The organism is Burkholderia sp. THE68, assembly GCF_009938265.1.
In the GTDB taxonomy this organism is placed as follows: Bacteria; Pseudomonadota; Gammaproteobacteria; order Burkholderiales; family Burkholderiaceae; genus Caballeronia.
Genome location: NZ_AP022319.1, coordinates 607,657 through 629,497, shown reverse-complemented (window position 1 = coordinate 629,497; position 21,841 = coordinate 607,657). Strand labels below are relative to the sequence as shown.

At 62.2% G+C, this 21,841-nt stretch carries 15 protein-coding genes and 1 pseudogene; 11 read left to right on the top strand and 5 right to left on the bottom strand.

Translation table 11 applies throughout. The annotated features are described in order from the left end of the window. Positions 1–138: 138 nt before the first annotated feature. The 6 genes and pseudogenes from BTHE68_RS31410 to BTHE68_RS31385 all read left to right on the top strand — a co-directional run bounded on the left by BTHE68_RS31410 (position 139) and on the right by BTHE68_RS31385 (position 8,123). Positions 139–1,653 (top strand): site-specific integrase, encoded by a 1,515-nt coding sequence (locus BTHE68_RS31410; RefSeq protein ID WP_162070189.1) that lies wholly within the window; start codon positions 139–141, stop codon positions 1,651–1,653. Continuing rightward, positions 1,650–3,572: a hypothetical protein gene (locus BTHE68_RS31405; RefSeq protein ID WP_162070188.1), complete on the top strand. Its 1,923-nt coding sequence runs from the start codon at positions 1,650–1,652 to the stop codon at positions 3,570–3,572. Before BTHE68_RS31410 ends, BTHE68_RS31405 begins: the two co-directional genes overlap by 4 nt. Next, a complete protein-coding gene (locus BTHE68_RS31400; protein ID WP_162070187.1) occupies positions 3,569–5,599 on the top strand; it encodes an integrase in 2,031 nt (676 codons plus the stop codon). Before BTHE68_RS31405 ends, BTHE68_RS31400 begins: the two co-directional genes overlap by 4 nt. Beyond that, positions 5,596–6,021 (top strand): hypothetical protein, encoded by a 426-nt coding sequence (locus BTHE68_RS31395; protein ID WP_162070186.1) that lies wholly within the window; start codon positions 5,596–5,598, stop codon positions 6,019–6,021. The genes BTHE68_RS31400 and BTHE68_RS31395 overlap by 4 nt, the downstream gene beginning before the upstream one ends. 60 nt (positions 6,022–6,081) lie before the next feature. Then, positions 6,082–6,903 (top strand): annotated as a pseudogene (locus BTHE68_RS31390) (acyl-CoA dehydrogenase family protein); the annotation flags it as partial. 17 nt (positions 6,904–6,920) lie between these two features. Further along, a complete protein-coding gene (locus BTHE68_RS31385; RefSeq protein WP_162070185.1) occupies positions 6,921–8,123 on the top strand; it encodes an acyl-CoA dehydrogenase family protein in 1,203 nt (400 codons plus the stop codon). Here BTHE68_RS31385 and BTHE68_RS31380 read toward each other — a convergent pair. Then, positions 8,045–10,852 (bottom strand): winged helix-turn-helix domain-containing protein, encoded by a 2,808-nt coding sequence (locus BTHE68_RS31380; RefSeq protein WP_162070184.1) that lies wholly within the window; start codon positions 10,850–10,852, stop codon positions 8,045–8,047. The genes BTHE68_RS31385 and BTHE68_RS31380 overlap by 79 nt on opposite strands. A gap of 325 nt (positions 10,853–11,177) precedes the next feature. Between BTHE68_RS31380 and BTHE68_RS31375 the strand changes: the two genes are divergently transcribed. Continuing rightward, positions 11,178–12,293 carry a porin gene (locus tag BTHE68_RS31375; protein ID WP_162070183.1) on the top strand — a complete coding sequence of 372 codons (1,116 nt, stop codon included), beginning with the start codon at positions 11,178–11,180 and terminating at the stop codon, positions 12,291–12,293. Between the two features lie 106 nt (positions 12,294–12,399). Beyond that, complete coding sequence (locus tag BTHE68_RS31370) at positions 12,400–12,759, top strand: BON domain-containing protein (protein ID WP_232078299.1); 360 nt, start codon at positions 12,400–12,402, stop codon at positions 12,757–12,759. Positions 12,760–12,825: 66 nt separating this feature from the next. Here BTHE68_RS31370 and BTHE68_RS31365 read toward each other — a convergent pair whose 3' ends face one another. Beyond that, positions 12,826–14,253, bottom strand: a complete 1,428-nt coding sequence (locus BTHE68_RS31365) for an aldehyde dehydrogenase family protein (protein WP_162070182.1) — start codon at positions 14,251–14,253, stop codon at positions 12,826–12,828. Between the two features lie 26 nt (positions 14,254–14,279). Then, positions 14,280–15,170: a TauD/TfdA dioxygenase family protein gene (locus tag BTHE68_RS31360; RefSeq protein WP_232078297.1), complete on the bottom strand. Its 891-nt coding sequence runs from the start codon at positions 15,168–15,170 to the stop codon at positions 14,280–14,282. A gap of 171 nt (positions 15,171–15,341) precedes the next feature. Here BTHE68_RS31360 and BTHE68_RS31355 point away from each other — a divergent pair, with 171 nt between their 5' ends. Further along, positions 15,342–16,052 carry a GntR family transcriptional regulator gene (locus tag BTHE68_RS31355; RefSeq protein WP_162070180.1) on the top strand — a complete coding sequence of 237 codons (711 nt, stop codon included), beginning with the start codon at positions 15,342–15,344 and terminating at the stop codon, positions 16,050–16,052. 41 nt (positions 16,053–16,093) lie between these two features. Here BTHE68_RS31355 and BTHE68_RS31350 read toward each other — a convergent pair whose 3' ends face one another. Then, entirely contained in the window at positions 16,094–17,380 is a 1,287-nt protein-coding gene (locus BTHE68_RS31350) for an MFS transporter (protein WP_162070179.1), read from the bottom strand. A 301-nt stretch (positions 17,381–17,681) separates the two neighbouring features. Between BTHE68_RS31350 and fae the strand changes: the two genes are divergently transcribed. Next, positions 17,682–18,215, top strand: coding sequence for a formaldehyde-activating enzyme (gene fae / locus BTHE68_RS31345; RefSeq protein ID WP_162070178.1), 534 nt, complete (start codon positions 17,682–17,684; stop codon positions 18,213–18,215). A gap of 12 nt (positions 18,216–18,227) precedes the next feature. On the opposite strand, the gene BTHE68_RS31340 is transcribed toward fae, so the two are convergent. After that, on the bottom strand, positions 18,228–18,710 hold the full coding sequence (locus BTHE68_RS31340; RefSeq protein ID WP_353622673.1) for an HVO_A0114 family putative DNA-binding protein: 483 nt from the start codon (positions 18,708–18,710) through the stop codon (positions 18,228–18,230). Between the two features lie 810 nt (positions 18,711–19,520). Here BTHE68_RS31340 and katG point away from each other — a divergent pair. Next, the gene (gene katG, locus BTHE68_RS31335) at positions 19,521–21,782 is read left to right on the top strand and encodes a catalase/peroxidase HPI (protein ID WP_162070176.1); all 2,262 of its coding nucleotides are present in this window, start codon (positions 19,521–19,523) and stop codon (positions 21,780–21,782) included. The last annotated feature ends 59 nt before the right edge of the window (positions 21,783–21,841 follow it).

Genomic DNA, 21,841 nt, shown 5'->3' with positions numbered 1-21,841 from the left:
ATGAGGTAGCAAACTTGCTGGTGCAAAGAATGCACTTGGCCGCTTTGGTGCCCTCCATCTGCATCTCGAGGGCATAGAGGAACAACTAGGCGGGTCAGGATTGCAAGCGAAACGCAGCGGACCTGCGGGAGTTTAAACATGAGCATCAAAAAGCTAGCAAGGGCTAAGAGTCCATCCTCAGAGTCTCATCCCGGCGGAGGTGGGTTCGCGCTCGAACGCGCCCGCAAGGTCTTGCTGCCGCAGTTCGAGTTGACTCAGCTATCTGACGAAGACGATTCGTCCGCCATGAGGGTGAACGTGCTGGGAGATACCTATTTTGTCTGTCCGAAGCTAGTGCCGGATGAGGGCTGGCGAAGAGATGGCAAGCCCAACTGGGTCCCGCATCAGTTCAATCTCTACCCGCTAGTCTTGGATTCTCGCGGAGTTCCTTGGGCCGAAGCCAACATGTATATCCTTTCTCGGCTCGAAGGAACTCTGAATCCTGTTATGTCTACATACGCAGGCTTGGCTCACGACCTGGCCGCGTATCTCCGATTTTTGGAGGAGAACGGCGTAGACTGGCTCGCATTCCCTGCGCAGAAACTTTCGCGTCCTACGTATCGGTTCAACGGTCATCTAAAGTTCGCTATCCGGGCTGGCGAAGTTTCCGCGTCGACGGCGCGGCGTTCAATGAGCAGTGTTGTCGCTTTCTACAGATGGCTTATTAGCGAACAAGTCTTCACACCCGAGAACCCGCCGTGGAAGGAGTCGGACCACTATGTTCAGTACACGAGTGCAATCGGCTTTAGAAAGATTAAGAAGGTGGTGACCACCGACGTACATGTGAAGGTGCCTCAACAAGATGACCCATTCGATGGATTAATCGATGACGGGGGAAAGCTTCGGCCGCTCTCTCATTCGGAGCAGGAATGGCTCGTTGAAACCTTGGTCACGCTGAGAAACACAGAGATGACGCTCATTCACCTGTTCAGCCTTTTTACGGGGGCTCGGATTCAAACGGTCCTTACCTTGCGAGTGTGTCATGTGCTTCTCGCGCTGGACGACAATGCGGCAGAAGATATCCGCTTGCCAGTCGGCTCGGGCACTCGGGTAGACACAAAGAACGATAAGCAGATGGTACTGCACATTCCAGTTTGGTTGTTTCGAATGCTCAAGATTTATGCCTTAAGCGAGCGTGCGCGGACTAGGCGAATCCGTGCATTCGGCGGTGACACAAACCTTCAGTATCTGTTTCTTAGTCAACGCGGCGCGCCGCTATATCTGGCAAAGGACGACATCAGAACTTTCAATCCTACTAATAAGCTGCGATACCAAAAGAATGGTCAAGGCGTGCGGCAGTTCATCTCGGAGCGTGTCGTTCCCTATATCCGGGAAAAGTACAACGCGCCACGGTTCTGGTATCAGTTCCACGACATACGTGCAACGGCCGGAATGAATTGGACAGACGGGCAGCTCGCTCTGGTCAGGCGCGGAGAATCAAGCCTGCATGAGGCGAGAGAGTTTGTGCGAGTACGCATGTGTCATGAGTCGTCTGTCGTGACAGACCGATACCTGAAATATCGGCACAACCTCAAACTGGTGCGAAGCGTCGTGCAGGAGCATGAGGCTCATCTTAAATCGCTCGCATCGCACGCCATGGAAGGTCTTGAATGAACCTTGTCGCTCGTAACATTGACATCGTGATTATGCCGCTGACCGACGGAGCCGCGGTGCTACATCCCGAGGGCGCCGTGTTGCAATTCGAGAGCGGCCTTTCCCTTGACTTTGGAGCGGTCTGCTACGCGCAGCGTACAAGCCCCGTCGGTCAGAGAAAAAGCTGCGACCGGCCGAAGTCCGAACGATTGGTCGACTTAGCGTCGCTAATTCCAGCGCGGCTGGAACGAGTGGGCGAGGCTGTGCGCTATTTCTCGGAGCAGATGTACTCTGGTGGGAAGAGGCCAGCGACGGCCTTTACGTCAGCTCGACATTATACCGTTTTTTTGGACTGGGCCGAGCAGGCAGGTTTCGGTGATGTAATCGTCGACGAGGGTGCCTTGCGCCTCGCCTTTCCTGCGTTTGTTGAACATCTAAGACTGCGGGTTGACACGGGGCAGATTGGGAACAACACAGCTGCAGTGGCCCAGAACTCAGTGCTTACTGTCGCGGCAGAGCTATCCCAGCTTGACGACTTGCACCATGGCTGCAACTTGTTGCGCGTGCAAAAGCATGCTCGTCAGGCCACGATACCGCCTTCCGAAGGTTCGCGAGCTCGGGTGTTGGCGCTGTGTCAGGCATTGTTCGATGGACTGAGCAATTTATGCCTAAACTTTGAACTGTATCCTTACGCCTTGCCCGTTCCACCATCGCTAGGCGCAACAGGAAATAGGCTTTGGGTGTTTCCGGCGAACAAGTGGTGTATGGCCCCTCATGAACTGGCGGTTCGCGACGAACTCACATGTGGCTATTGGGCCTATGACTATGAGAATGGGCGAATCTCTGAAATCGCCGAGATTACGGAACGCTACTCGCATAATCCAGCTAAACAGCGTCGGGGTGCGACGGCTGAATTGCTAACTGCACAAGCTACACAGGGCTTGAAAGAGGCGAATTCCGAGCGCCAGCACCACTTTAGGCGGAGAGCAGCCTTGTTAGCTCATAACGCCTTCATTGTGCTTTTTCTGGCGAACACTTGCATGAATTGGGCCGTCTTGAGAGGCTTGCCATGGGCACAAGAGCACGAGATTAGCACGGAGCGTCAGGGGTTTCGTGCCGTGAAGTACCGAGCTGGGGGCCGACTAGTCTCCTTTGAAATCGGAGCCGTGTTTCTACCGACGTTCAGGAAATTCCTTTTGCTCAGGGCTTTTCTACTGAATCAAAAACCGTTGGGGCACTTGTTTTTGGCGTCCAGTGACTGGGCACAGACGTTTGCGCCTTTAAAAGGGAAGGGCTTAACCAACATAATTCAATCGCTTCACCGTCTTGACCCAGGCTTGCCCAGCATCAAGTCGAAAGGATGGCGGGCGAGCAAGAGCGACTGGCTTCTTCGTAGGGTAGACCCGGCGACGGCTGCCGCGGTTCTGCAGACGACCGAAGCAACAATGCTCGCGTCGTATGCTGAGGGTTCTCCATCCAGCCAGGGCGAAGAACTGAGTGCTTTCTTCGACCAACTACAGTCAGCAGTGATAGAGTCCGGTGCTGTTGTGAAAGACGGCGTTGTTAACGCAGTTGGAATTTGCACAAGCTTTGGGAAGCCGCGACAGGTCGTTAACGCGCCGGTCGCGTCGGATTGCAGGGGTCCAGAGGGTTGTCTGTTTTGCGATAAATTCAAAGTTCATGCGGATGAGAAGGACACACGGAAAATCGTGAGCTGTCGGTTCTGCATAATGCAGACTTCGCACTTGGTTAGAAGCGAAGAACACTTCCGAGACGTTGTGCAGCCCTTGCTGGACCGAATAGAGGATTTGCTGAAGGAAATTGACCACCGTGAAGCCGGGTTGGTAAAGAGAATCGAACAAGAAGTCGAAGCGGGCGAACTCGACCCGTACTGGGCTAGCAAGCTTGAAATGTTGGTTGACCTGGAGCTCGCGGGATGAGGGAGATTTTTTTGCCAGAAAGACTGGTCGCAGGGCGCCATTCAAAGGTCATAAGCCCCTCCGTTGACCTCGCGGAACTACGGCCTGGGCGTGATTTCCCGGTCAGTGTCTACGCCGATGGGAGGGTCGCATCGCGATATGGCGATTTGGTCTGGGACTGGACGCCGTATGGGGAGTCAGGAAAGACTAGCCGCCTGAGCTTTCGCTTCTGGCCTCAGAATAAGGCGTCGACCCAATTCCAGGAACAGTTGCTAGATGAGATGCGTTGGGTGATGTATTTGATAGCTAAGAAGCGAGAAGCTCCAACTCTCAGGTATCAGACTCTGCAGCATTACATCAAAACGCTTCGAGCTGTGGCCGCCCACTGCGATACCGCGGGCAAGACCATATTGGACGTGTTCACGACGCGAGAGGCGCTGTTGAATCTCGTCAACGGAGTCAAAGCTATTCATGCTCGGTATTTGTCCGGCATCCTGGGTACCCTTAGCGCTCTCCACCCCACTTATGTGGGGTATGTCGTGCTCGGGGAACAGACAAAGGCGTCGCTGAGGCGGATAGCACGCTCATATTCGGATTCATTGCGCCAGCATCCACCGCTACCTACTCGCATTTACTCGCACATAATCGCGACATTGTCGGAAAAGTTGACGGCGTTCGAGCAAGTAGCGGACCAATATCTTGCCTTTACAGAGAGCTGCGTTTCGAATCCGATGCTCGGTCGGTGCAAAACCCAACAGCGGACCAAGGCGAACCGCGCTGGTCTTTCGCTGGATGACTACGAAGCCGATTTCGCTTCAGCACTGGAGAAGTATGGGCTGAGCGCCTACTTTGCGGAGCAGCGCCTTTTCTTTGGTGTAAAGGGGCTGTCTTCCGGTCTAACAATGATTCAGGCGGTATGTCGTCTGACAATCCATGTCTTCAGCGGTATGCGACACAATGAGGTCGGTGAACTCCCATACTCGTGCATCGACATCTCAACGCAAGCTGGAAAAGTGCATCATTTCCTCGAAGGGAAAACTACTAAACTCAGTGGCGGAAACCCCAAGCGTGCACGCTGGGTGACGAATACCGAGGGTGTGCGTGCCGTCCGTCTCGCGCAGCGGCTAGCTAAGCTGACTTGGTCGATAGCACAATCTCGGGCGTCAAACGCTTTGCCTCCGGTAGAGGAGACGCTGCTCTTTCCTTCTATTGCATACCTCGGATTGACTGGCGCCCAGCCCCCGCAGGGCGAGAGCGGCCGTTTGTACCCGTCTAAGTTTGACTTGAACGAAGTTGCAACGCTTCGCGATTCACTCCAACCCATCATTATCGAGCAAGACCTCAGAGAGTTGGAGAAGATTGACCCTCATCGCGCGTGGCGCTCAGAGGCCAAATTTCAGTTGGGCGCGCCGTGGACGCTCACGACTCATCAGTTGCGTCGGTCGCTGGCACTCTACGCTCAACGGTCGGGGTTAGTATCACTGCCTTCGTTGAGGCGTCAGTTGCAACACCTCACAGAAGAGATGTCTCGCTACTACGCGAGAGGTTCGGCTTTTGCAGATAACCTCATAGGCGAGAATAAAAAACACTTTGGCCATGAATGGCGTAAGACGCAGCACGTTTCCGCAGCGCTAAGTTACATTCTGAATGTTCTTACGACCGACGAGGCGCTATTCGGGGCCCAAGGAAGCTGGGTTGAAAATCGTCTGCGTGGGCCTGGTGGCTCTGTTCTCGTTGACCGGGAGATAACTATCAAAAGATTTCAAAAAGGCGAGCTGGCGTACAGAGAGACGCTTCTGGGTGGTTGCACCTCGACGGAGTCGTGTGAAATTGAGCCTGTCAAATGGTTGAACATTGACTGCGTGAAGGGGTGTAAGCATCTTTTAGGCAGGCTTTCGAGGCTCGACCGAGTCATAGCGGCGCAGACTCAAATGCTCGAGTGCCTTGACAAAGATACTCCTGAATACAGGAATGAGAGTGCAGATTTACAGATTCTGCTTCGCATTCGCGAGCGGATTGAGCGACAAAACTTCGAGAATGCGAAATGAGCGAGAATCGACAACCTCTGAATGAATATTTCGCGGCGCTTGAGCGGCTTAAATCTGGCGGCGCTCGACACGTCGCGCGGGGCGCTCGGATAACCAACGACGCTGTATCTATCGAGGCTGGACGAGCGAAGGGCAGCATCAAACGGTCTCGCGCGGTCTTCGCGGACCTGATTCGGACGATTGACGAGGCTGCGAGTGAACAAGCTAGTCCCAAGAATCATGAAAACGCGAAGCGATTGAAGGAAAAGGGTCGCATTGATGAACTGCGCACGCAGTTGGAGGCGGCACTCGCACGCGAAGTGTCGCTCTTGAAAGAGTTGTTCGATACTCGCAAACAGCTTTCGACGCTGACGGGCGAAAAGGTACTGCCCATCCGAGGTCGTCCATTTTTCAAGAAGCCCGATGGACAGAAGGAGATTTGAAGGGAGGACGCCGGACTAGCACAGCAACGGTGTCCATTCCATGCACTTGTACGTGCCGGTTGCCAGGGCTATTCCGAGCCGGGCGCGGGCTCGGATCTCGCCTCGCTCAAGACGCGCGCGGTGCGCGCGGGAGACCATTACATCGTGACCGGGCAGAAGACCTGGACCACGTATGCGCAGCACGCGGACTGGATGTTCTGCCTCGCGCGCACCGATCCCGGGGCGAAGCAGCAGAACGGCATTTCGCTGTTGCTCATCGAGATGAAATCGCCCGGCGTCACGGTGCGCCCGATCGACACGCTCGAAGGCGCCGCCGATGTCAACGAGGTCTGGCTCGACGACGTTCAAGTGCCCGCCGCGCATCTCGTCGGCGAGGAGAACCACGGCTGGACGTACGCGAAGTATCTGCTCGGCCATGAGCGCACGGGCATTGCGGGCATCGGACATTGCCGGCGGGAATTGCGTTACGTGAAGGCGCTGGCGCAGCGCGAGCGCCGCAACGGCAGGCCGCTCTCGGACGACGTGCGTATCCGAGAAAGGATCGCGCGCATCGAGGCCGAAGTCATGGCGCTGGAGATGCTGCTGATGCGCGTGGCGTCGGAGGCGAGTCAGCGCGGCGCGGGCGTGGAGTCGTCGATTCTCAAGATTCGCGGCTCGGAGTTGCAGCAAGCGCTGTCGGCGTTGCAGGTCGACATCGCCGGGCCGAACGCGCTGCCGTTCTCGCCCGCCTGGCTCGCGGACGGCTTCGACGGCTGGACGCCCGCGCCTGGCTACGGCGCGAACATCGGCAGCTTCTATCTCGACATGCGCAAGCCGACCATCTACGGCGGCACGAACGAGGTGCAGAAGGAAATCATCGCGAAAGCGGTTCTCGATCTCTAGAACGGGCGGGCGGCAAGATGGACTTTTCATATAGCGAAGAGCAGCGTCAACTCGCGGACAGCCTGAGACGCTTCACCGAGGAACGCTATCCGATCGACGCGCGCCGCCACGCGGTGCGCTATCCCGACGGCTTCAGCCGCGATGCGTGGCGCACCTATGCGGACTTCGGCGTACTCGGGCTGACGATCGCGTCCGACTACGGCGGCTTCGACGGCACCGCCACTGATACCTTCGCCGTGCAGTTCGAAGCCGGACGCGCGCTGCTTCCCGAGCCGCTGATTCCCTGCGCAGTGATGGCGGCTGGTCTGATTCAACGTTTCGGCTCGGACGCGCAGCGGCAAGCGCGGTTGCCGGAGATGGCCGAGGGCCGCGAGATCGTCACGCTCGCGTATCAGGAACCAGAGAGCCGCTACGACTACGCGCAGCCGGAGACCACGGCGCGCGTGCAGGATGACGGCTTCGTGCTCGACGGCCACAAGGTGCACGTATGGCACGGCGGGGCCGCGCACTCGCTGATCGTCTCGGCGTGGAATGCGTCCATTCAGGCCATGTCGCTGTTCATCGTGCCGACAGCGGCGGCGGGTGTGACCGTGCGCGCCTATCCGACGCTCGATGGCGAGCGCGCCGCCGAAGTCACGGTGCAGGCGGTGCGCGTGCCGCAACGGGCGATGCTCGGCGACGGCGCGCACGGCGCGGCGATGATCGAAGCGGCGCTGGAGTTGGGCATCGCGGCGTCGTGCGCAGCCAGCGCGGGGGCGATGGAACGCCTGATCGAGATGACTTCCGAGTACCTGTGCACCCGCAAGCAGTTCGGACAGGCGCTCGGACGCTTTCAGGCGCTGCGTCACCGACTGGCGGACATGCTCGTGCAGAAGGAACTCGCGCTGTCGATGGCGCATCTGGCCGCATCCGCCATCGGCGAAACAGACGCGACCGAGCGGCGCCGCATGATCTCGTCGGCGAAGCTGATCGTGAGCCGCGCGGCGCGCTTCATCGGCGAGCAGGCCGTGCAGTTGCACGGCGGCATGGGCGTCACGGCGGAACTGGCTGTCGGCGACTACTTCAAGTATCTGACGGCGGCTTCGCTGCGCCTCGGCGATGCGGATTTTCACGCCGACGTGCTCGCGAATCTGCCGCTCGATCACGCGCCGTCGCTCAGCGCGAGATCCCGCGAACGCGCGACGGCTTCGTCGCGGCTCGACACGCCGAGCTTGCTGTAGATGTTTTTCAGGTGCCATTTGACCGTCTCGGGCGAAATGCCCATCGTCCGGGCGATCTTCTTGTTCGGCAGCGCCTGCGCGAGCAGGCTCAGCACTTTCGTCTCGCGCGCGCTCAGAAGGTCGTGCACTTTCGCATCGCCGGAACGTGCCTTCGGTTTCGTCGAGGCCGCTTGTGCCGCGGTGGCGCGGGCGTGCACATCGCGCAGGCGATCCGCGTAGAACTGCAACACGGCGTCCTGCGGCGCGTCCTTGCTCACGCGGACGATCAGATCGGGTACGGCAGGATCGGCGTCGAGCAGCGTCCGCACGAGGCCGAGACGATGCCCGAGACGCATCGCCGATAGCATCAGCCTGCGCGCCGAACCCGCGTCGCCGAGCCCCTGCGCCGCGACGGCTTTCTGCGCTTCGAGGAACGCGAGCCGCCGTTGCCAGCCGCGCTCGCGGCATGACTCGATCAGCGGCGACAGCGCATGCGCCGCGGCGTCGTAGTCCTCGTGGATGAGACGCCAGTCGACGTACGCCTGCTGCGCGATCACCTGAAATTCCACCCATGCCGATGCCGATGTGTGCGACGCGGCGCGCGCCACCTGCGCGTCGAGCCGCGCGAGGTGCGCCTGAGCGGCGTCGAACTGGCCGCGTTGCAGATCACGCCGGACGCGCAGCGCCAGACAATGCGCGAGCACGCGGCGCAGATCGTGCCGCGCCGCGTAGTCTTCGAGCCGGTCGAGGCACGCGATGGCATCGAGCCGATGACCCGCGAGCCAATGCGACGCCGACAACACCGTCAGCACGCTCATCACCGAATCGGGAAACGAAACGCGCTCGATCACGTCGAGGCGCTCTTCGAGCAGCTTGCGCGCGTGATCCGCCTCGCCCGATTCGTAGAGCACTTCGCCGAGCAAGGCCGTTGCGAGCGCGGACGCTTCGGCCGCCGCGCTGCCACGCTGTTCGGCTTCGTACAGCACGTCGCGGCACACGCGCTCGGTCTGCAGCAGATCGCCTTGCAGCAGATGGCTCAAACCCGCGAGCGCGCGCCCGCTCAACACGCCCGCCGATGTGCCCATGATCGGCGTGCCATCGGGCAACGCGGCCGCGCGCTCCGTCTGGACGCGACACGCTTCGTCGAAATCGCTGCGCCGCGCATGGATCCACGAGAGCAGATTGTTGCGCGCGCCGACGATGATGCCCTGCGCGTCGTGCGGCAGCGCGCGCAGATGCGGCAGCAGTTCGCAGGCGGCGTCGAGATCGTCGCGTTGAACCGCGAGCGCCGCGTGCAGCAGCGTCAGGCGATAGCGCGACTGGGTGTCGTCGGGCGCGAGATCGCTCGCCAGCCGCTCGATCGCGCTTTCGCATGCTTCGAACTCGCGCGCGTAGAGATGCAGGTGGATCATCCAGAGCCGCAGGCCGACGCGCGCCTGAATCTCCGCTTGCGGCAACAGGCGCATCAGCGCGACGACCTTGCGCAAGTCGCCGCGCAACTGCAGGCTGCGCGCGATATGGGCGACGAGATCCGCCGCCGCCGCGGGTTCGCCGGCGAGCATGGCGTGGCGCACGGCTTCATCGGCGTGATCGTGCGCCTGAAACCATCGCCACGCCGCCTGATGTACCTGCCGCCGCTGCGCCTCGCTGCGCGCGCGGAAGCGCTCAAGCAGAGTTTCGCGAAACAGCGGATTCAGCCGATACCACGCGTGGCGGGCATCGTGACCGGCGGGCGCGAGAAAGAGATTGTCGCTCTCGAGGCGCGCGAGCAGTTTCAGCACGTCGCCGGAATCATCGGCGCCGCCGAGCAGCGCGACGCACAAGGGCGCACAAAGCCGTTCGCACACGGCCATGCGGACGAGCAGCTCGACTTCGCTCGACGCGAGCCGCGACAGCACTTCGCGCTCGAAATATTCCGCGAAGGTGTGGACATCGAGGAACTGCGTGTCTGCGGGCGGATCATCGGGCGCGGACCGCACCGGCGCGGCTTTCCAGCGCCTTGCGCCGACCACCATCAGTTGCAGCCCGGCGACCCAGCCGTCGGTGAGTTCGTGCATCTGGCGCGCCTCGCGCGAGCCGATTTCCGGACATTGCGACTTGAGAAACGCCCTGGATTCCGCCATCGAAAAGCGCAGGTCGCGCAGGTCCAGTTCGAGCAGCAAGCCAGCATCGCGAATGCGCCCGACCGACAGCGGAATCGCCCCGCGCGACGCGAGCACGACATGCAGATTCGGCGGCGCGTAGTCGAGCAGCCACTGCAGCGACTGATGACAGCGCCGCTGCGTCAGGCGATGCAGATCGTCGAGCACCAGCACGAGATCGCCCTGACGGCTCGCGATGCCGCGCACCAGCGCGATGATCGTGCGCTCGATCGCTTCGTCGTCCATGCCGCGCCCGCCGAGCAACGCGGCGTCGCGCGAAATCGCCGGATCGACTTGCGCGAGGCTCGCGGCCAGCGCGTCGAGAAAGCGGGCGAGGTCGTCGATTTCGTCCGACAGCGTGAGCCACGCGACCTGAAACGCGAGCGGATAGAGCGCCTCGCGCCACGCAATGAGCGCCGTGGTCTTGCCATAGCCCGCCGGGCCCTGCACGACGATGCAGCGCTTGCGGCGCGCCTCGACGAGTTGCGCGACGAGCCGCTCGCGGCCCACGACCAGCGTCGACACGCGCGGCGACGCACAGGCGACGGGCGGCGTCGCCACGTCGTCAACATCATGATTCGGATTGCGAAGAATGATTGTTTCAGTCATCGAACACCTGCGTCGTTAATTATGGGCCTCTACGGTTGATTCTAGCCTTCGGGACGCGCGCTGCCCGCTAGGGAACATGTGTAGGGCGCATAACCCCGTATATCGGAACAAAGCACTTGCTTGTGAGTCGCGCGAGTGATAGTCGGGAAAACGAAGCAATGGGTGAAGTGATGCGGGTATTCCCGTGCCTACTCGCTTCGGGTAGTGGTGCGTTCGTGCCCGGCTGCAACACTGCTTTGGAATAGGTCGGCGCAGCATCGGTGTGCGTTGCGCGACGCGATCGCGCGCGCCGGGCAGACCAGACACCCACAACGAGGAGACACTCATGCGTTTCATCACGAAGAGCGTCGCTGGCGCGGCGCTCGCGGTTGCGGCCGGCAGCGCGGCGGCGCAATCCAGCGTGACCCTTTACGGCGTCGCCGATGCATTTGTACAGTGGTTCAACAACGGCGGCACCCAGTCCTGGTCGATGCGAAGCGGCGGCAACAGCGGCTCGATGGTCGGTCTGAAAGGCAGCGAAGATCTCGGTGGCGGCCTCAAGGCGGTCTTCACGCTCGAAAACGGCTACAACATCAACAACGGCACGTTCTTCGCGGACTCCTCGGCGATGTTCTATCGCCAGGCGTGGGTCGGCCTGACGCACGAGAAATACGGTTCGCTGTCGCTCGGCAGGCAATATCAGCCTACGTTCTGGTCGCTCTATCCGACCGATCCGTTCCGCGCGAACGAAGTGCTCTCGCCGCTCGCGGCGTCGTCGACCACGTTCGACCGCAACACGATGGCCACGCAGACCGGCGGCGGACGTTCGAGCAACGCGATCGTGTACAAGTCGCCCAATCTCAGCGGCTTCCAGTTGTGGGGCATGTATGCGCTCGCCGCTTCCGTCACGCAGCCGTATCCGCAATCGACCGGCAACATGCTGGACATCGCCGGAACGTATTCGGGTTACGGCCTGTACGTGGGCCTGTCGTATCAGTTCCAGCATCCGGGCTCGAAGAACATTCCGGGCTTGCCCGCCGCGGTCAATACCGTCTCGGTCGAGCATTACACCGGCGCGCTCGCTTACCGCATCGGCATCGTGAATCTGCAATTCAACTACACGTATCACAAGCCGGAAGAACCGTCCGCCGGTTCGGTCGCCGCGCGCCTGAATGCGGCGCATCCGTTCAGCGTCGCGGAACTCGGGGCGACGATCCAGGCGACGCCCGCCGACGCCATCGAAATCGCAGGCTTCCAGCGGCTCGTGCGTGGCGTGCACGACAACACGTGGGGCGTGCAGGTCGGCGCGGACCACAGCATCTCGAAGCGCACGTCCTTCTATGCGCGCGCGGGCTACATGAAGAACAACGGACTCGCGACGACGACCTGGCCCGGCCTCACGGCGATCGGGCCGGGCGAGAAGCAGACGCTCGTCGGCGTCGGCGTGTCGCATCGCTTCTGATTCACATCGGGCGCGCTTCGTCCGGGCTTGCGGGCGCGGCGAAGCGCGCGTGGCAAGGTTCATCGCATCGAATATCGGTACAACGATCATGGCAACCAACGACACTATGAAATTCATTCGAACCGGCAAGCTGATGATCGCGCTCGCCGCGCTCAGCGCTTCTTTTTGCGTTCACGCGCAGGAGGTGGCGTCGACGCCTGTCGCATCGGCGGCGACGTCCGCTGCGAGCGCGGGCAAGGCACCGTCCAAAGCGGTGGATCGCGCGTTGCGCCGGCGCATTCTCACCGCGCTCGGAAAGGCGAAAGGCATGCGCGCGGGCGGCATCACGGTGCGCGCGACCAATGGCGACGTGATCCTGGAAGGCTGGGTGCCCGAAGAAGCGCAGATCGAACAGGCAACGCGCGTCACGCAAGGTGTGCAAGGCGTGAAGTCGGTGCGCAATACGCTGACGCTCTCGACGTTCTGATCGGGCCGCTTTCGGTATCTTGTTCTCGCCCCGCGCCGGTCAATACGCCGACGCGGGGCGATTCACTTACACGCAGCCCGCGATCGACTTCGTTTCGAGGAACTCGGACAGGCCGTGCTCGCCGAACTCGCGGCCGTTGCCGGAAGCTTTGTAGCCGCCGAACGGCGCGTTCAGGTCGAGCGTCGCGCCGTTGAGCATCACCGCGCCCGCACGCAGACGTGCGGCCATGCGTCGCGCGCGCGCCGGGTCTGCCGACGACACATAGGCCGCGAGCCCGAAATCTGTATCGTTGGCGATGTCGATGGCTTCGTCCTCGGTCGCGTACGAAATCATCACGACGACCGGCCCGAAGATTTCCTCGCGCGCGATGCTCATGTCGTTATGCACGTTCGCGAACACGGTCGGGCGCGCGTAGAAGCCGCGCGTCAGGGTCGACGGACGGCCGGGGCCGCCCGCCACGACCGTCGCGCCTTCGTCGATACCCTGCTGGATCATCTGCTGCACGCGCTCGTACTGACGGCGATTCGAGATCGGGCCGACCTTGGTGTCGGGCAGCGTCGGATCGCCGACTGTCAGCGCGTTCGCCGTCGCTGCCGCAATCGCGACGGCATGCGCGTACAGATGCTTCGGCACCAGCATGCGCGTGGGCGCGATGCAGGTCTGGCCGGAGTTGATCATGCAGGCGATCACGCCGCCCGCTACAGCGCTTTGCAGATCGGCGTCGTCGAGGATCACGTTCGGCGATTTGCCGCCCAGCTCCTGCGTCACGCGCTTGACGGTCGGCGCGGCCTTCAGCGCGACGTCGACGCCCGCGCGCGTCGAACCGGTGATCGACACCATGTCGATGCCGCGATGCCGGGCGAGCGCGCCTCCGATTTCGGCGCCATCGCCGTAGAGCATGTTGAACACGCCCGCAGGCACGTCGGCATCGTGCATGATCTGCGCGAAGAGTTCGGCGTCGAGCGGCGTGATCTCCGATGGCTTCAGCACGATGGTGCAGCCCGCCGCGAGCGCGGGCGCGACCTTCGCGGCGATCTGGTTGAGCGGCCAGTTCCACGGCGTGATCAGCGCCGCAACGCCGATGGCCTCGCGCACGATCTGCGTCGCGCCGCGTTCGGTGACGAACGGGAAGCCTTGCAGCGCGGTCAGGGTGCCGTGAAACTGGCCGAGCCCGGCGGGCGCCTGCTTTTCGCGCGCGAGCCATGACGGCGCGCCCATTTCGGTGGTGATCGCGTCGGCGAGCGCGCCGATGCGCTCCTTGTACAGCGCCATCACGCGTCGGAGCAACGCCGCGCGCGTCTCGACGCTCGTGCGCGACCAGGCGGGAAACGCGGCGCGCGCGGCCGCGACCGCGGACTCGACATCGGCGTTCGTGCCCATCGCCACGCGGCCGACGACTTCCTCCGTCGCGGGATTGACGATATCGGCAAAGCGCCCGCCGACGGCCGGCTCGACCCATCGTCCGCCGATATAGAACCTGCTCAAGTCTTTCATGGTTTCTCCATTGCGCGGCGACGCGCTCAGACCGGACGGTCGCCGATGATCGTCGCGCGCATCATGCGGCGCACGGCGGGGTAATAGTCCTGCACCGCGTAGTGCTGGGCCGCGCGGTTGTCCCAGAAGGCGATCGTGTTGGGTTCCCACTTCAGGCGCACCTGATATTCCGGCGCGGCGGCCTGCCGGAACAGGTACTGGAGCAGGTCCATCTCGGCCAGCTTGAGATCGAAGCCGAAGCGGAACGCAGTGGTATCGGCGTAATTGGCGAAGTGGGTAGTGAACGCTTCGTTCACGAAGAGAATCTTCTCGCCCGATTCCGGATGCGCGCGCACGACCGGATGCGTGACTGGCGGATTGCGCGCGCGCACGCTCACGCGCTGCTCGGGCGACAGAACCTTGCCGAACAGCGGCAGCATGTCGTGCACCGCTTGCAGATTCGCGATGCGCGTCTTCACGTCCTCGGGCAGCTTTTGATACGCGAGCGCCATGTTGACCCAGATGGTGTCACCACCGACGCTCGGGCATTCGACGCAACGCAGGATCGAGCCCATCGACGGCACTTCGCGCCACGAAACGTCGCTGTGAAAGATGTTTTCGTGGCCGCGCTTCTCGCCCGATTTGTCGAACAGGACGAGTTCCGGATGATCCGGGTGATGGGCGAAGACCGGATGCACTTCCAGCTTGCCGAAGCGCTGCGCAAGCGCGACGTGTTGCGCCGGCGTGATGTCCTGGTCGCGGAAGAACAGCACCTTGTAGCGGATGAGCGCGCGGCGCAGCGCGAGACAGGCCGGTTCGCCGAGCGGCTCGCGCAAATCGATGCCGCCGATATACGCGCCGATCGCCGGAGTCGCGCGCTCGACGGTGAAGGGCCAGTTTTCATTGCGCTCTTCGGCGGCCGGAACGGCTTGCAGCATGGTGTTCTCCTGTGGATCGGACGTCGCCAAAGGAGGTTCGCGAGCGGCGACGCTCGTTGGCATCGTCGCACCACCTGTCATAACAGGTATACCGGGCAAAACCCCTAGCCTGTCATGACAGCTACAATCGTCGCTATCGTTGCCGTCCATCGAACAGGAAAAGAAGGCGCCATGACACAGCCTCGTTTCAAGCAGATCGAAGACGCGTTGCGGCAGCGGATCGTCTCAAACGATCTCGCGCCGGGCGTGAAGCTTCCGTCGGAAGCCGAGCTCGTCGCGCTACACGGCGTGAGCCGCATCACGATCCGGCAGGCGCTCGCGGGTCTGCATGCGAGCGGGTTGATCGAGAAGATCAACGGGAAGGGGAGTTTCGTTACGCGTCCTGCCGAGCGCTCGGACCTCGGGCAACTGACGGGCTTCTACGAGGCGGCGCGCAAGCGTGGCCAGACGGCGCACGGCGAGTTGCTGTCGGTGCGGCAGGTTGCGGCGCCGCCGTTTGCGGTGCGCTCGCTTGGCCTCGAGGAAGGCGACTCGCTCGTGTGCGCGACGACGCTGCGGCTGTGGGATGCCGTGCCGGTGGCGCTGTTCATGGTGATGGGGGACGCGGCGCTCATCGACGCGCTCGTCGCCGAGGATCTCGAGACGAACGACGTGATGAGCATCTTCGAGGAGCGGCTTGGCTATCGGCTCAAACACGTCGAAACGGAGAGCGCGGCGATCGCCGCCACCAAGGAGTACGCCCGGCGGCTGAAAGTTGAGCCGGGGACGCCGCTATTGCGCGTACGCTGTACGCCATTCGATATCCAGGGCAATGCGCTTTGTTGCGCCGAGCTGGTGTTTCGTGGGGACCGGTTTGCTTATCGTGCGAAGGTTTCGCGGTAGGTTCTTCGCCGGATCCGGCGAAACCCGCCATAGCTGCGCCCTCAGGCGGCCGTAGTAGCGATCCGTTCCCGCGAACCGCCCCTGGACCGCTCCGGATGCAACCAACGCAAGGCCGCAAGCGCAGCGACAATCAACATGCCCGCGCTCGTAGCGAAACCGAGTTCGTACGCGTGCGCGCTCGTACTTCCGTGCGCCTGCACGATCCGGCCAATCAGCATCGGCGCGATCGCGGCGCCCGTGCTCGCAAGCGCCGTATGAATACCGATGAGCGCGCCACGCTGCGCATCCGGCACGACTTCCGACAACAGCGCAGGCGCGAGCGCAAAACACACGGTAGGCAACGCGCCCGCCAGCGCGAACACCGCGACCTTCTGGCCAGGCGAAAGACCCGGCAACATCAACGCAAAGAACAGACACGCGCCGCCCACAAACGCCGCACACAGCAAACGCACGCGCGCACTGCGTGACGTTGCGCCCCGCGCGAGCATGCGCTGCGACAGCCAGCTGAGCCCGAGACTGAACGGCGCCGCCGTGGCGATCACGAGCGCGAACCAACGTCCCGACGTGATGCCCGAGTAGCCGAGCGCCTGCTCCAGATAGGTCGGCAGCCAGGTCATGTTCGCGCCGAGCATCCAGTAGCCGGCGAAGCCGAGAAAAAACACGCAGAGGATCGTCGGGTTGCTCAGCAGCCTGCGATAGGGCACTTTCTGAAGCGGCGCGCTCGCGGGCCCGCGCGCGCGCTGCACGAGATTGCCCTCGCGTCCGACGCCCAGCCACAGCACGCTCCACACCGCGCCGATGATGCCGAGCACGATGAAGTTGGTCCGCCAGCCCCAGTGATGCGTGATGACCGGAATCAGCAACCCTGCGAGCAGCAGGCCGACGACGGCGCCCTGATTCAGAAACGCGACCGGCATGTTGCGCTTTTCGTCGGGAAACCATTTGTAGAGTGCGTGGACCGACACCGGATAGAACGGACCTTCCGCCGCGCCGAGCACGACGCGGCTCACGAGAAACGCCGCCATGCTGCTGAAGAGCGCCTGCGGAATCTGGAGCACGGCCCACATCATGCCCATCGCGAGCAGCAGCCAGCGCGTCTGGATCCGGTTCGAGAGGAACCCGACCAGTACAGTCGATACGGCGAACAGCCAGAAGAAACTTCCCGCGACGACGCCGAATTGCGCCGGCGACAGGTTCAGTTCGCGCATGAGCGGCACGGCAACCATGCCGAGCACGATCTTGTCGAGGAAGTTGATGAGGGCAAGCGCCGTCAGCATCAGGGTCGTCATCCACGCCGCGCGTGGCCTGTAACCGTCGAGTGAATTCATGGTCCTGGTCGGCTCGATGATGGGCGCGCAGCGGCGCGCCGCAGGGTGCAAGTCAGGTTCGGCCGCGCTCGCTCGTAGCGCATGCCGCACGCTTGCCACGTTAAGGGCGCGTGGCGAACCGCACCCCCACCCGAAACAGGGAGGACAGGGAAAACGCCGTCCCGCACAGTGTGTCACGCGGCGGGAGCAGTCTGTCGTGAGCGTGGGATGGAACCCCGGGCAACGGCGATGGCATCGTCCTTGCGTGTGGACGTCCCTTCGGTTTATCGAAACATCGTTCCGCCCCAAAAGGAGAGTGCTCATGAGTCTGGATCTGACGTTCCGTGCCGGCGAAGCAACCGTGCTGGCCGCCCCGGGACAAGCGACCGATGCAATGCCGGAAATTCTGATTGGCCGCGTCGACGGGCCGGTGGGCCACGCGTTCGCCAACATGATGGCGCAGTCGAAAGGCCACACCGCCATGTTCGCGATTCGCGCGTGCAATCAGATGGTGCGCCCCGCGACGATGATCGTTCCGAAGGTGACGCTGAAGGACATGGGCAATATCGACCTGTTCGGCGGCGTCGTGCAGTCCGCGACCGCCGATGCCGTGGTCGATTGCCTGATCGAAGGCATCCTGCCGAAGGATCAGGCGAACGATCTGTGCATCATCAGCCTCGTGTGGATCGATCCGCGCTGCGCGACGGACGCGAACCTCGACAAGAAGGACATGTATCGCACGAACTACGAGGCGACGAAGCTCGCGATTCAGCGCGCGATGAACAACGAGCCGAGCGTGGACGAACTCATCGCGAATCGTCACAGCATCCGGCACGACATGGACGACTGGAGCTGAGTCGGGCGGTCGTCAGCGGCTGCCTGCCGGGCGAGGCTCGCGCTTGCGCGGCGCCGCGCGTCGACGCGGGGTGCGCGGCGCCTGCTCGTGAACTTCATCGATGGCGGGAGCGAGCGCCTTGCGTGCCGTGGCGGCGGGCGGTGCGAGATCGGCTGCCTTCAGCGTGAAATCGACATGCACGGTGTCAAACGGAAACACGATGGCGCCGTGCTCGTCGTGCTCCAGCAGGCCGGCTTCGAGGAGCGCCGTGACATCGCGATGCACACCCTTCACGTCGCGTTCGATTCGCCTCGAGAGCTCACGGATGGACATGGGGCCGGCGCCGGTCATCGCCCGGATGATCTGCCAGCGTGAGGTCGTGAAGGTGCGGAAGAGCAGTTCGGGGGTGGCGTAGGAGAAGAAGTGACCCTGGAACTTGCCGCTCTTGACGGCCGCCAAGACCCTTTCGCCGACCTCTTCCAGTGAAGCGATGCCAATCGTGACGGTCTTCATCATCTCAACCTCCATCTGTTCCAGAGCTTCACATCGGTTAGGAAATCTGAATAAAGCTGCCCGATGGAAGTAAATTCATAAGCCGTTTCACCGTCGACGAAATGGCGGTGATCGCCTTCGATACGACGTACGCAAGCCTGTACTTGTACGCATGCGTACATCCCGGTACCGGCCGCGGAACGTGCCATATGGTTACGACGAACGCATTGTGCGAATACGCCTCGCGTACCTTCGCAATGAGACTGGCCTTTGTGTTGGACATTTTGACAACACCCTGATGTGTTGTCAAATCCTCCAACACGCAACCATTTCCGACCATTTCCCGAACGGACGACTGGACGCGGTCCTCGTCCCGCGCATTCCGTCTGCCAACCGACCGAGACGCTGCTAGACTGAAAGACCCTGCCCATCCGCGCGAAACACGCGCGACGAGTTGCGCTGGTCCGTCGAGCCCGATCCCTACACCCTCTGGAAGGAGCTTTCATGACGAATCGAAGTCAGGCACGCCGGCCCATCGCGCCATGACGCGTCGCTCGTCATCCCGCAGTGCAACAAGCACGCGCATCTCGAAAGCGCCGTCGGCTTATAGCCGTCACCTATCGGCGGCATTGCAAAAATCGCATTCTATTGAACGTCGCTCTCACGTATTTTTCAAGATGAGGAAGGCTGCCGGGACGAGTCGCGCTCGTCCGCCGCGCGCCGCGACAACCCTTTCTGGACCAGGTTCGTGCAGCACGGAACGCACGCAAGCCTGACGCCTTGGAAGTGAGTAGTAGAAAAACTAGTGGGTACGTCCTCGCAAGGAGATAACGCATGTCGAACGAATCGAAGTGCCCGTTTACGCATGCCGCCGGCACAGGAACGACGAACCGCGACTGGTGGCCGCGGCAACTACGGGTGGATCTGCTGAATCAGCATTCCGGCAAGTCGAATCCGCTGGATACGGGTTTCGACTACGCCGAAGCATTCAAGAGTCTCGATCTCGCCGCGGTCAAGCAGGACCTCGCAGCGGTGATGACCGATTCGAAGGACTGGTGGCCCGCCGACTTCGGCCACTACGGTCCGCTGTTCATCCGCATGGCGTGGCACAGCGCGGGCACCTACCGCATCGGCGATGGCCGGGGAGGCGGCGGGCGCGGCCAGCAGCGTTTCGCGCCGCTCAATAGCTGGCCGGACAACGTCAGCCTCGACAAGGCGCGGCGTCTGCTCTGGCCGGTCAAGCAGAAATACGGCCAGAAACTTTCCTGGGCCGACCTCATCATTCTGGCGGGCAATGTCGCGCTCGAAACGATGGGCTTCAAGACCTTCGGCTTTGCGGGCGGCCGCGAGGACACGTGGGAGCCGGATCAGGACGTCTACTGGGGCAATGAGAAGACCTGGCTCGGCGGCGATGTCCGCTACGGCAAGGGCGCGGCGGGCAACGACGACGATCAGGGCGTGATCACCGCCGATGTCCAGAAACACGGCGAGGAAGTCAGCCGCACCGACGCCGGCCGCAATCTGGAGAACCCGCTCGGCGCAGTGCAGATGGGTCTGATCTACGTCAACCCGGAAGGCCCGGACGGCAATCCCGATCCGCTCGCGGCGGCGCACGACATCCGCGAGACCTTCGCGCGCATGGCCATGAACGACGAGGAAACCGTCGCGCTGATCGCCGGTGGACACACCTTCGGCAAGACGCACGGCGCGGGTCCGGCGGACAACGTCGGCCCCGAGCCGGAATCCGCCGATCTGGAGAACATGGGCCTCGGCTGGAAGAGCAGCTACGGCAGCGGCAAGGGCGCAGACACGATCACGAGCGGTCTCGAAGTCACCTGGACCACCACGCCGACGAAGTGGGGCAGCGGCTTCTGGGAAAGCCTCTTCGGACACGAATGGGAACTGACGAAGAGCCCGGCGGGCGCGAATCAATGGGTCGCGAAGGATTCGGCGGAGACCGTGCCGCACGCGCATGATCCGTCGAAGAAGATCAAGCCGACCATGCTGACGACGGACCTGTCGCTACGCTTCGATCCGGAATACGCGAAGATTTCGAAGCGTTTCTGGGAGAACCCCGACCAGTTCGCCGATGCCTTCGCCCGCGCGTGGTTCAAGCTGACGCACCGCGACATGGGTCCGAAGGCGCGCTATCTCGGGCCTGAAGTGCCGTCGGAAGAACTGCTGTGGCAAGACCCGATTCCGGAAGTCGATCATCCGCTGGTCGGCGATGAAGAGGTCGCGGCGCTCAAGCAGAAAGTGCTGGCGTCGGGATTGTCGATCTCCGAACTGGTGTCGGCGGCGTGGGCATCGGCATCGACGTTCCGTGGGTCCGACAAGCGCGGCGGCGCCAATGGTGCGCGCATTCGCCTCGCCCCGCAGAAGGACTGGGAAGCGAACGAGCCAGAGCAACTCGCGAAGGTGTTGAAGACGCTCGAAGGGATTCAGGGCGAATTCAACGGCGGGCAATCCGGCGGCAAGAAGATCTCGATAGCCGATCTGATCGTGCTGGCGGGCGGCGCGGCGATCGAAAAAGCCGCCGAGAAGGCCGGTCACAAAGTCACGGTGCCGTTCACGCCGGGCCGCATGGACGCTTCGCAGGACCAGACCGACGTGCAATCGGTCGGAGCGCTCGAACCGGTCGCCGACGGTTTTCGCAACTTCATCAAGTCCAACGTGCGCGTGCCTTCCGAAGCGTTGCTGATCGACCGGGCGCAACTGCTGACGCTGACCGCACCGGAGATGAGCGCGCTCATCGGAGGATTGCGCGTGCTGAACGGGTCCGGCAAGGGCACGCATGGCGTCTTCACCGACAAGCCCGAAACGCTGACGAACGACTTCTTCGTCAACCTGCTCGACATGAACACGGAATGGCAGCCGATGTCGTCGGCCCGCGATGTGTTCGAAGGGCGCGACAGCAAGACGGGTCAGCGCAAGTGGACCGGCAGCCGTGTCGACCTGATCTTCGGGTCGCATTCGGTGCTGCGCGCGTTCGCCGAAGTCTATGCGAGCAGCGATGCGCAGGAGAAGTTCGTGAAGGACTTCGTCGCGGCCTGGGCCAAGGTGATGAACCTCGATCGTTTCGATCTGAAGAAGTAGCAGCAGAAGCAAGCAGAAGCGCGGCGGTCCTTCGGGACCGCCGTTTTTTTTGCGCGATA

Coding starts and splice junctions, on each gene's coding strand:
- BTHE68_RS31410 (WP_162070189.1), top strand. CDS start 139: ATGAGCATCAAAAAGCTAGCAAGGGCTAAGAGTCCATCCTCAGAGTCT.
- BTHE68_RS31405 (WP_162070188.1), top strand. CDS start 1,650: ATGAACCTTGTCGCTCGTAACATTGACATCGTGATTATGCCGCTGACC.
- BTHE68_RS31400 (WP_162070187.1), top strand. CDS start 3,569: ATGAGGGAGATTTTTTTGCCAGAAAGACTGGTCGCAGGGCGCCATTCA.
- BTHE68_RS31395 (WP_162070186.1), top strand. CDS start 5,596: ATGAGCGAGAATCGACAACCTCTGAATGAATATTTCGCGGCGCTTGAG.
- BTHE68_RS31385 (WP_162070185.1), top strand. CDS start 6,921: ATGGACTTTTCATATAGCGAAGAGCAGCGTCAACTCGCGGACAGCCTG.
- BTHE68_RS31380 (WP_162070184.1), bottom strand. CDS start 10,852: ATGACTGAAACAATCATTCTTCGCAATCCGAATCATGATGTTGACGAC.
- BTHE68_RS31375 (WP_162070183.1), top strand. CDS start 11,178: ATGCGTTTCATCACGAAGAGCGTCGCTGGCGCGGCGCTCGCGGTTGCG.
- BTHE68_RS31370 (WP_232078299.1), top strand. CDS start 12,400: ATGAAATTCATTCGAACCGGCAAGCTGATGATCGCGCTCGCCGCGCTC.
- BTHE68_RS31365 (WP_162070182.1), bottom strand. CDS start 14,253: ATGAAAGACTTGAGCAGGTTCTATATCGGCGGACGATGGGTCGAGCCG.
- BTHE68_RS31360 (WP_232078297.1), bottom strand. CDS start 15,170: ATGCTGCAAGCCGTTCCGGCCGCCGAAGAGCGCAATGAAAACTGGCCC.
- BTHE68_RS31355 (WP_162070180.1), top strand. CDS start 15,342: ATGACACAGCCTCGTTTCAAGCAGATCGAAGACGCGTTGCGGCAGCGG.
- BTHE68_RS31350 (WP_162070179.1), bottom strand. CDS start 17,380: ATGAATTCACTCGACGGTTACAGGCCACGCGCGGCGTGGATGACGACC.
- fae (WP_162070178.1), top strand. CDS start 17,682: ATGAGTCTGGATCTGACGTTCCGTGCCGGCGAAGCAACCGTGCTGGCC.
- BTHE68_RS31340 (WP_353622673.1), bottom strand. CDS start 18,710: ATGATGAAGACCGTCACGATTGGCATCGCTTCACTGGAAGAGGTCGGC.
- katG (WP_162070176.1), top strand. CDS start 19,521: ATGTCGAACGAATCGAAGTGCCCGTTTACGCATGCCGCCGGCACAGGA.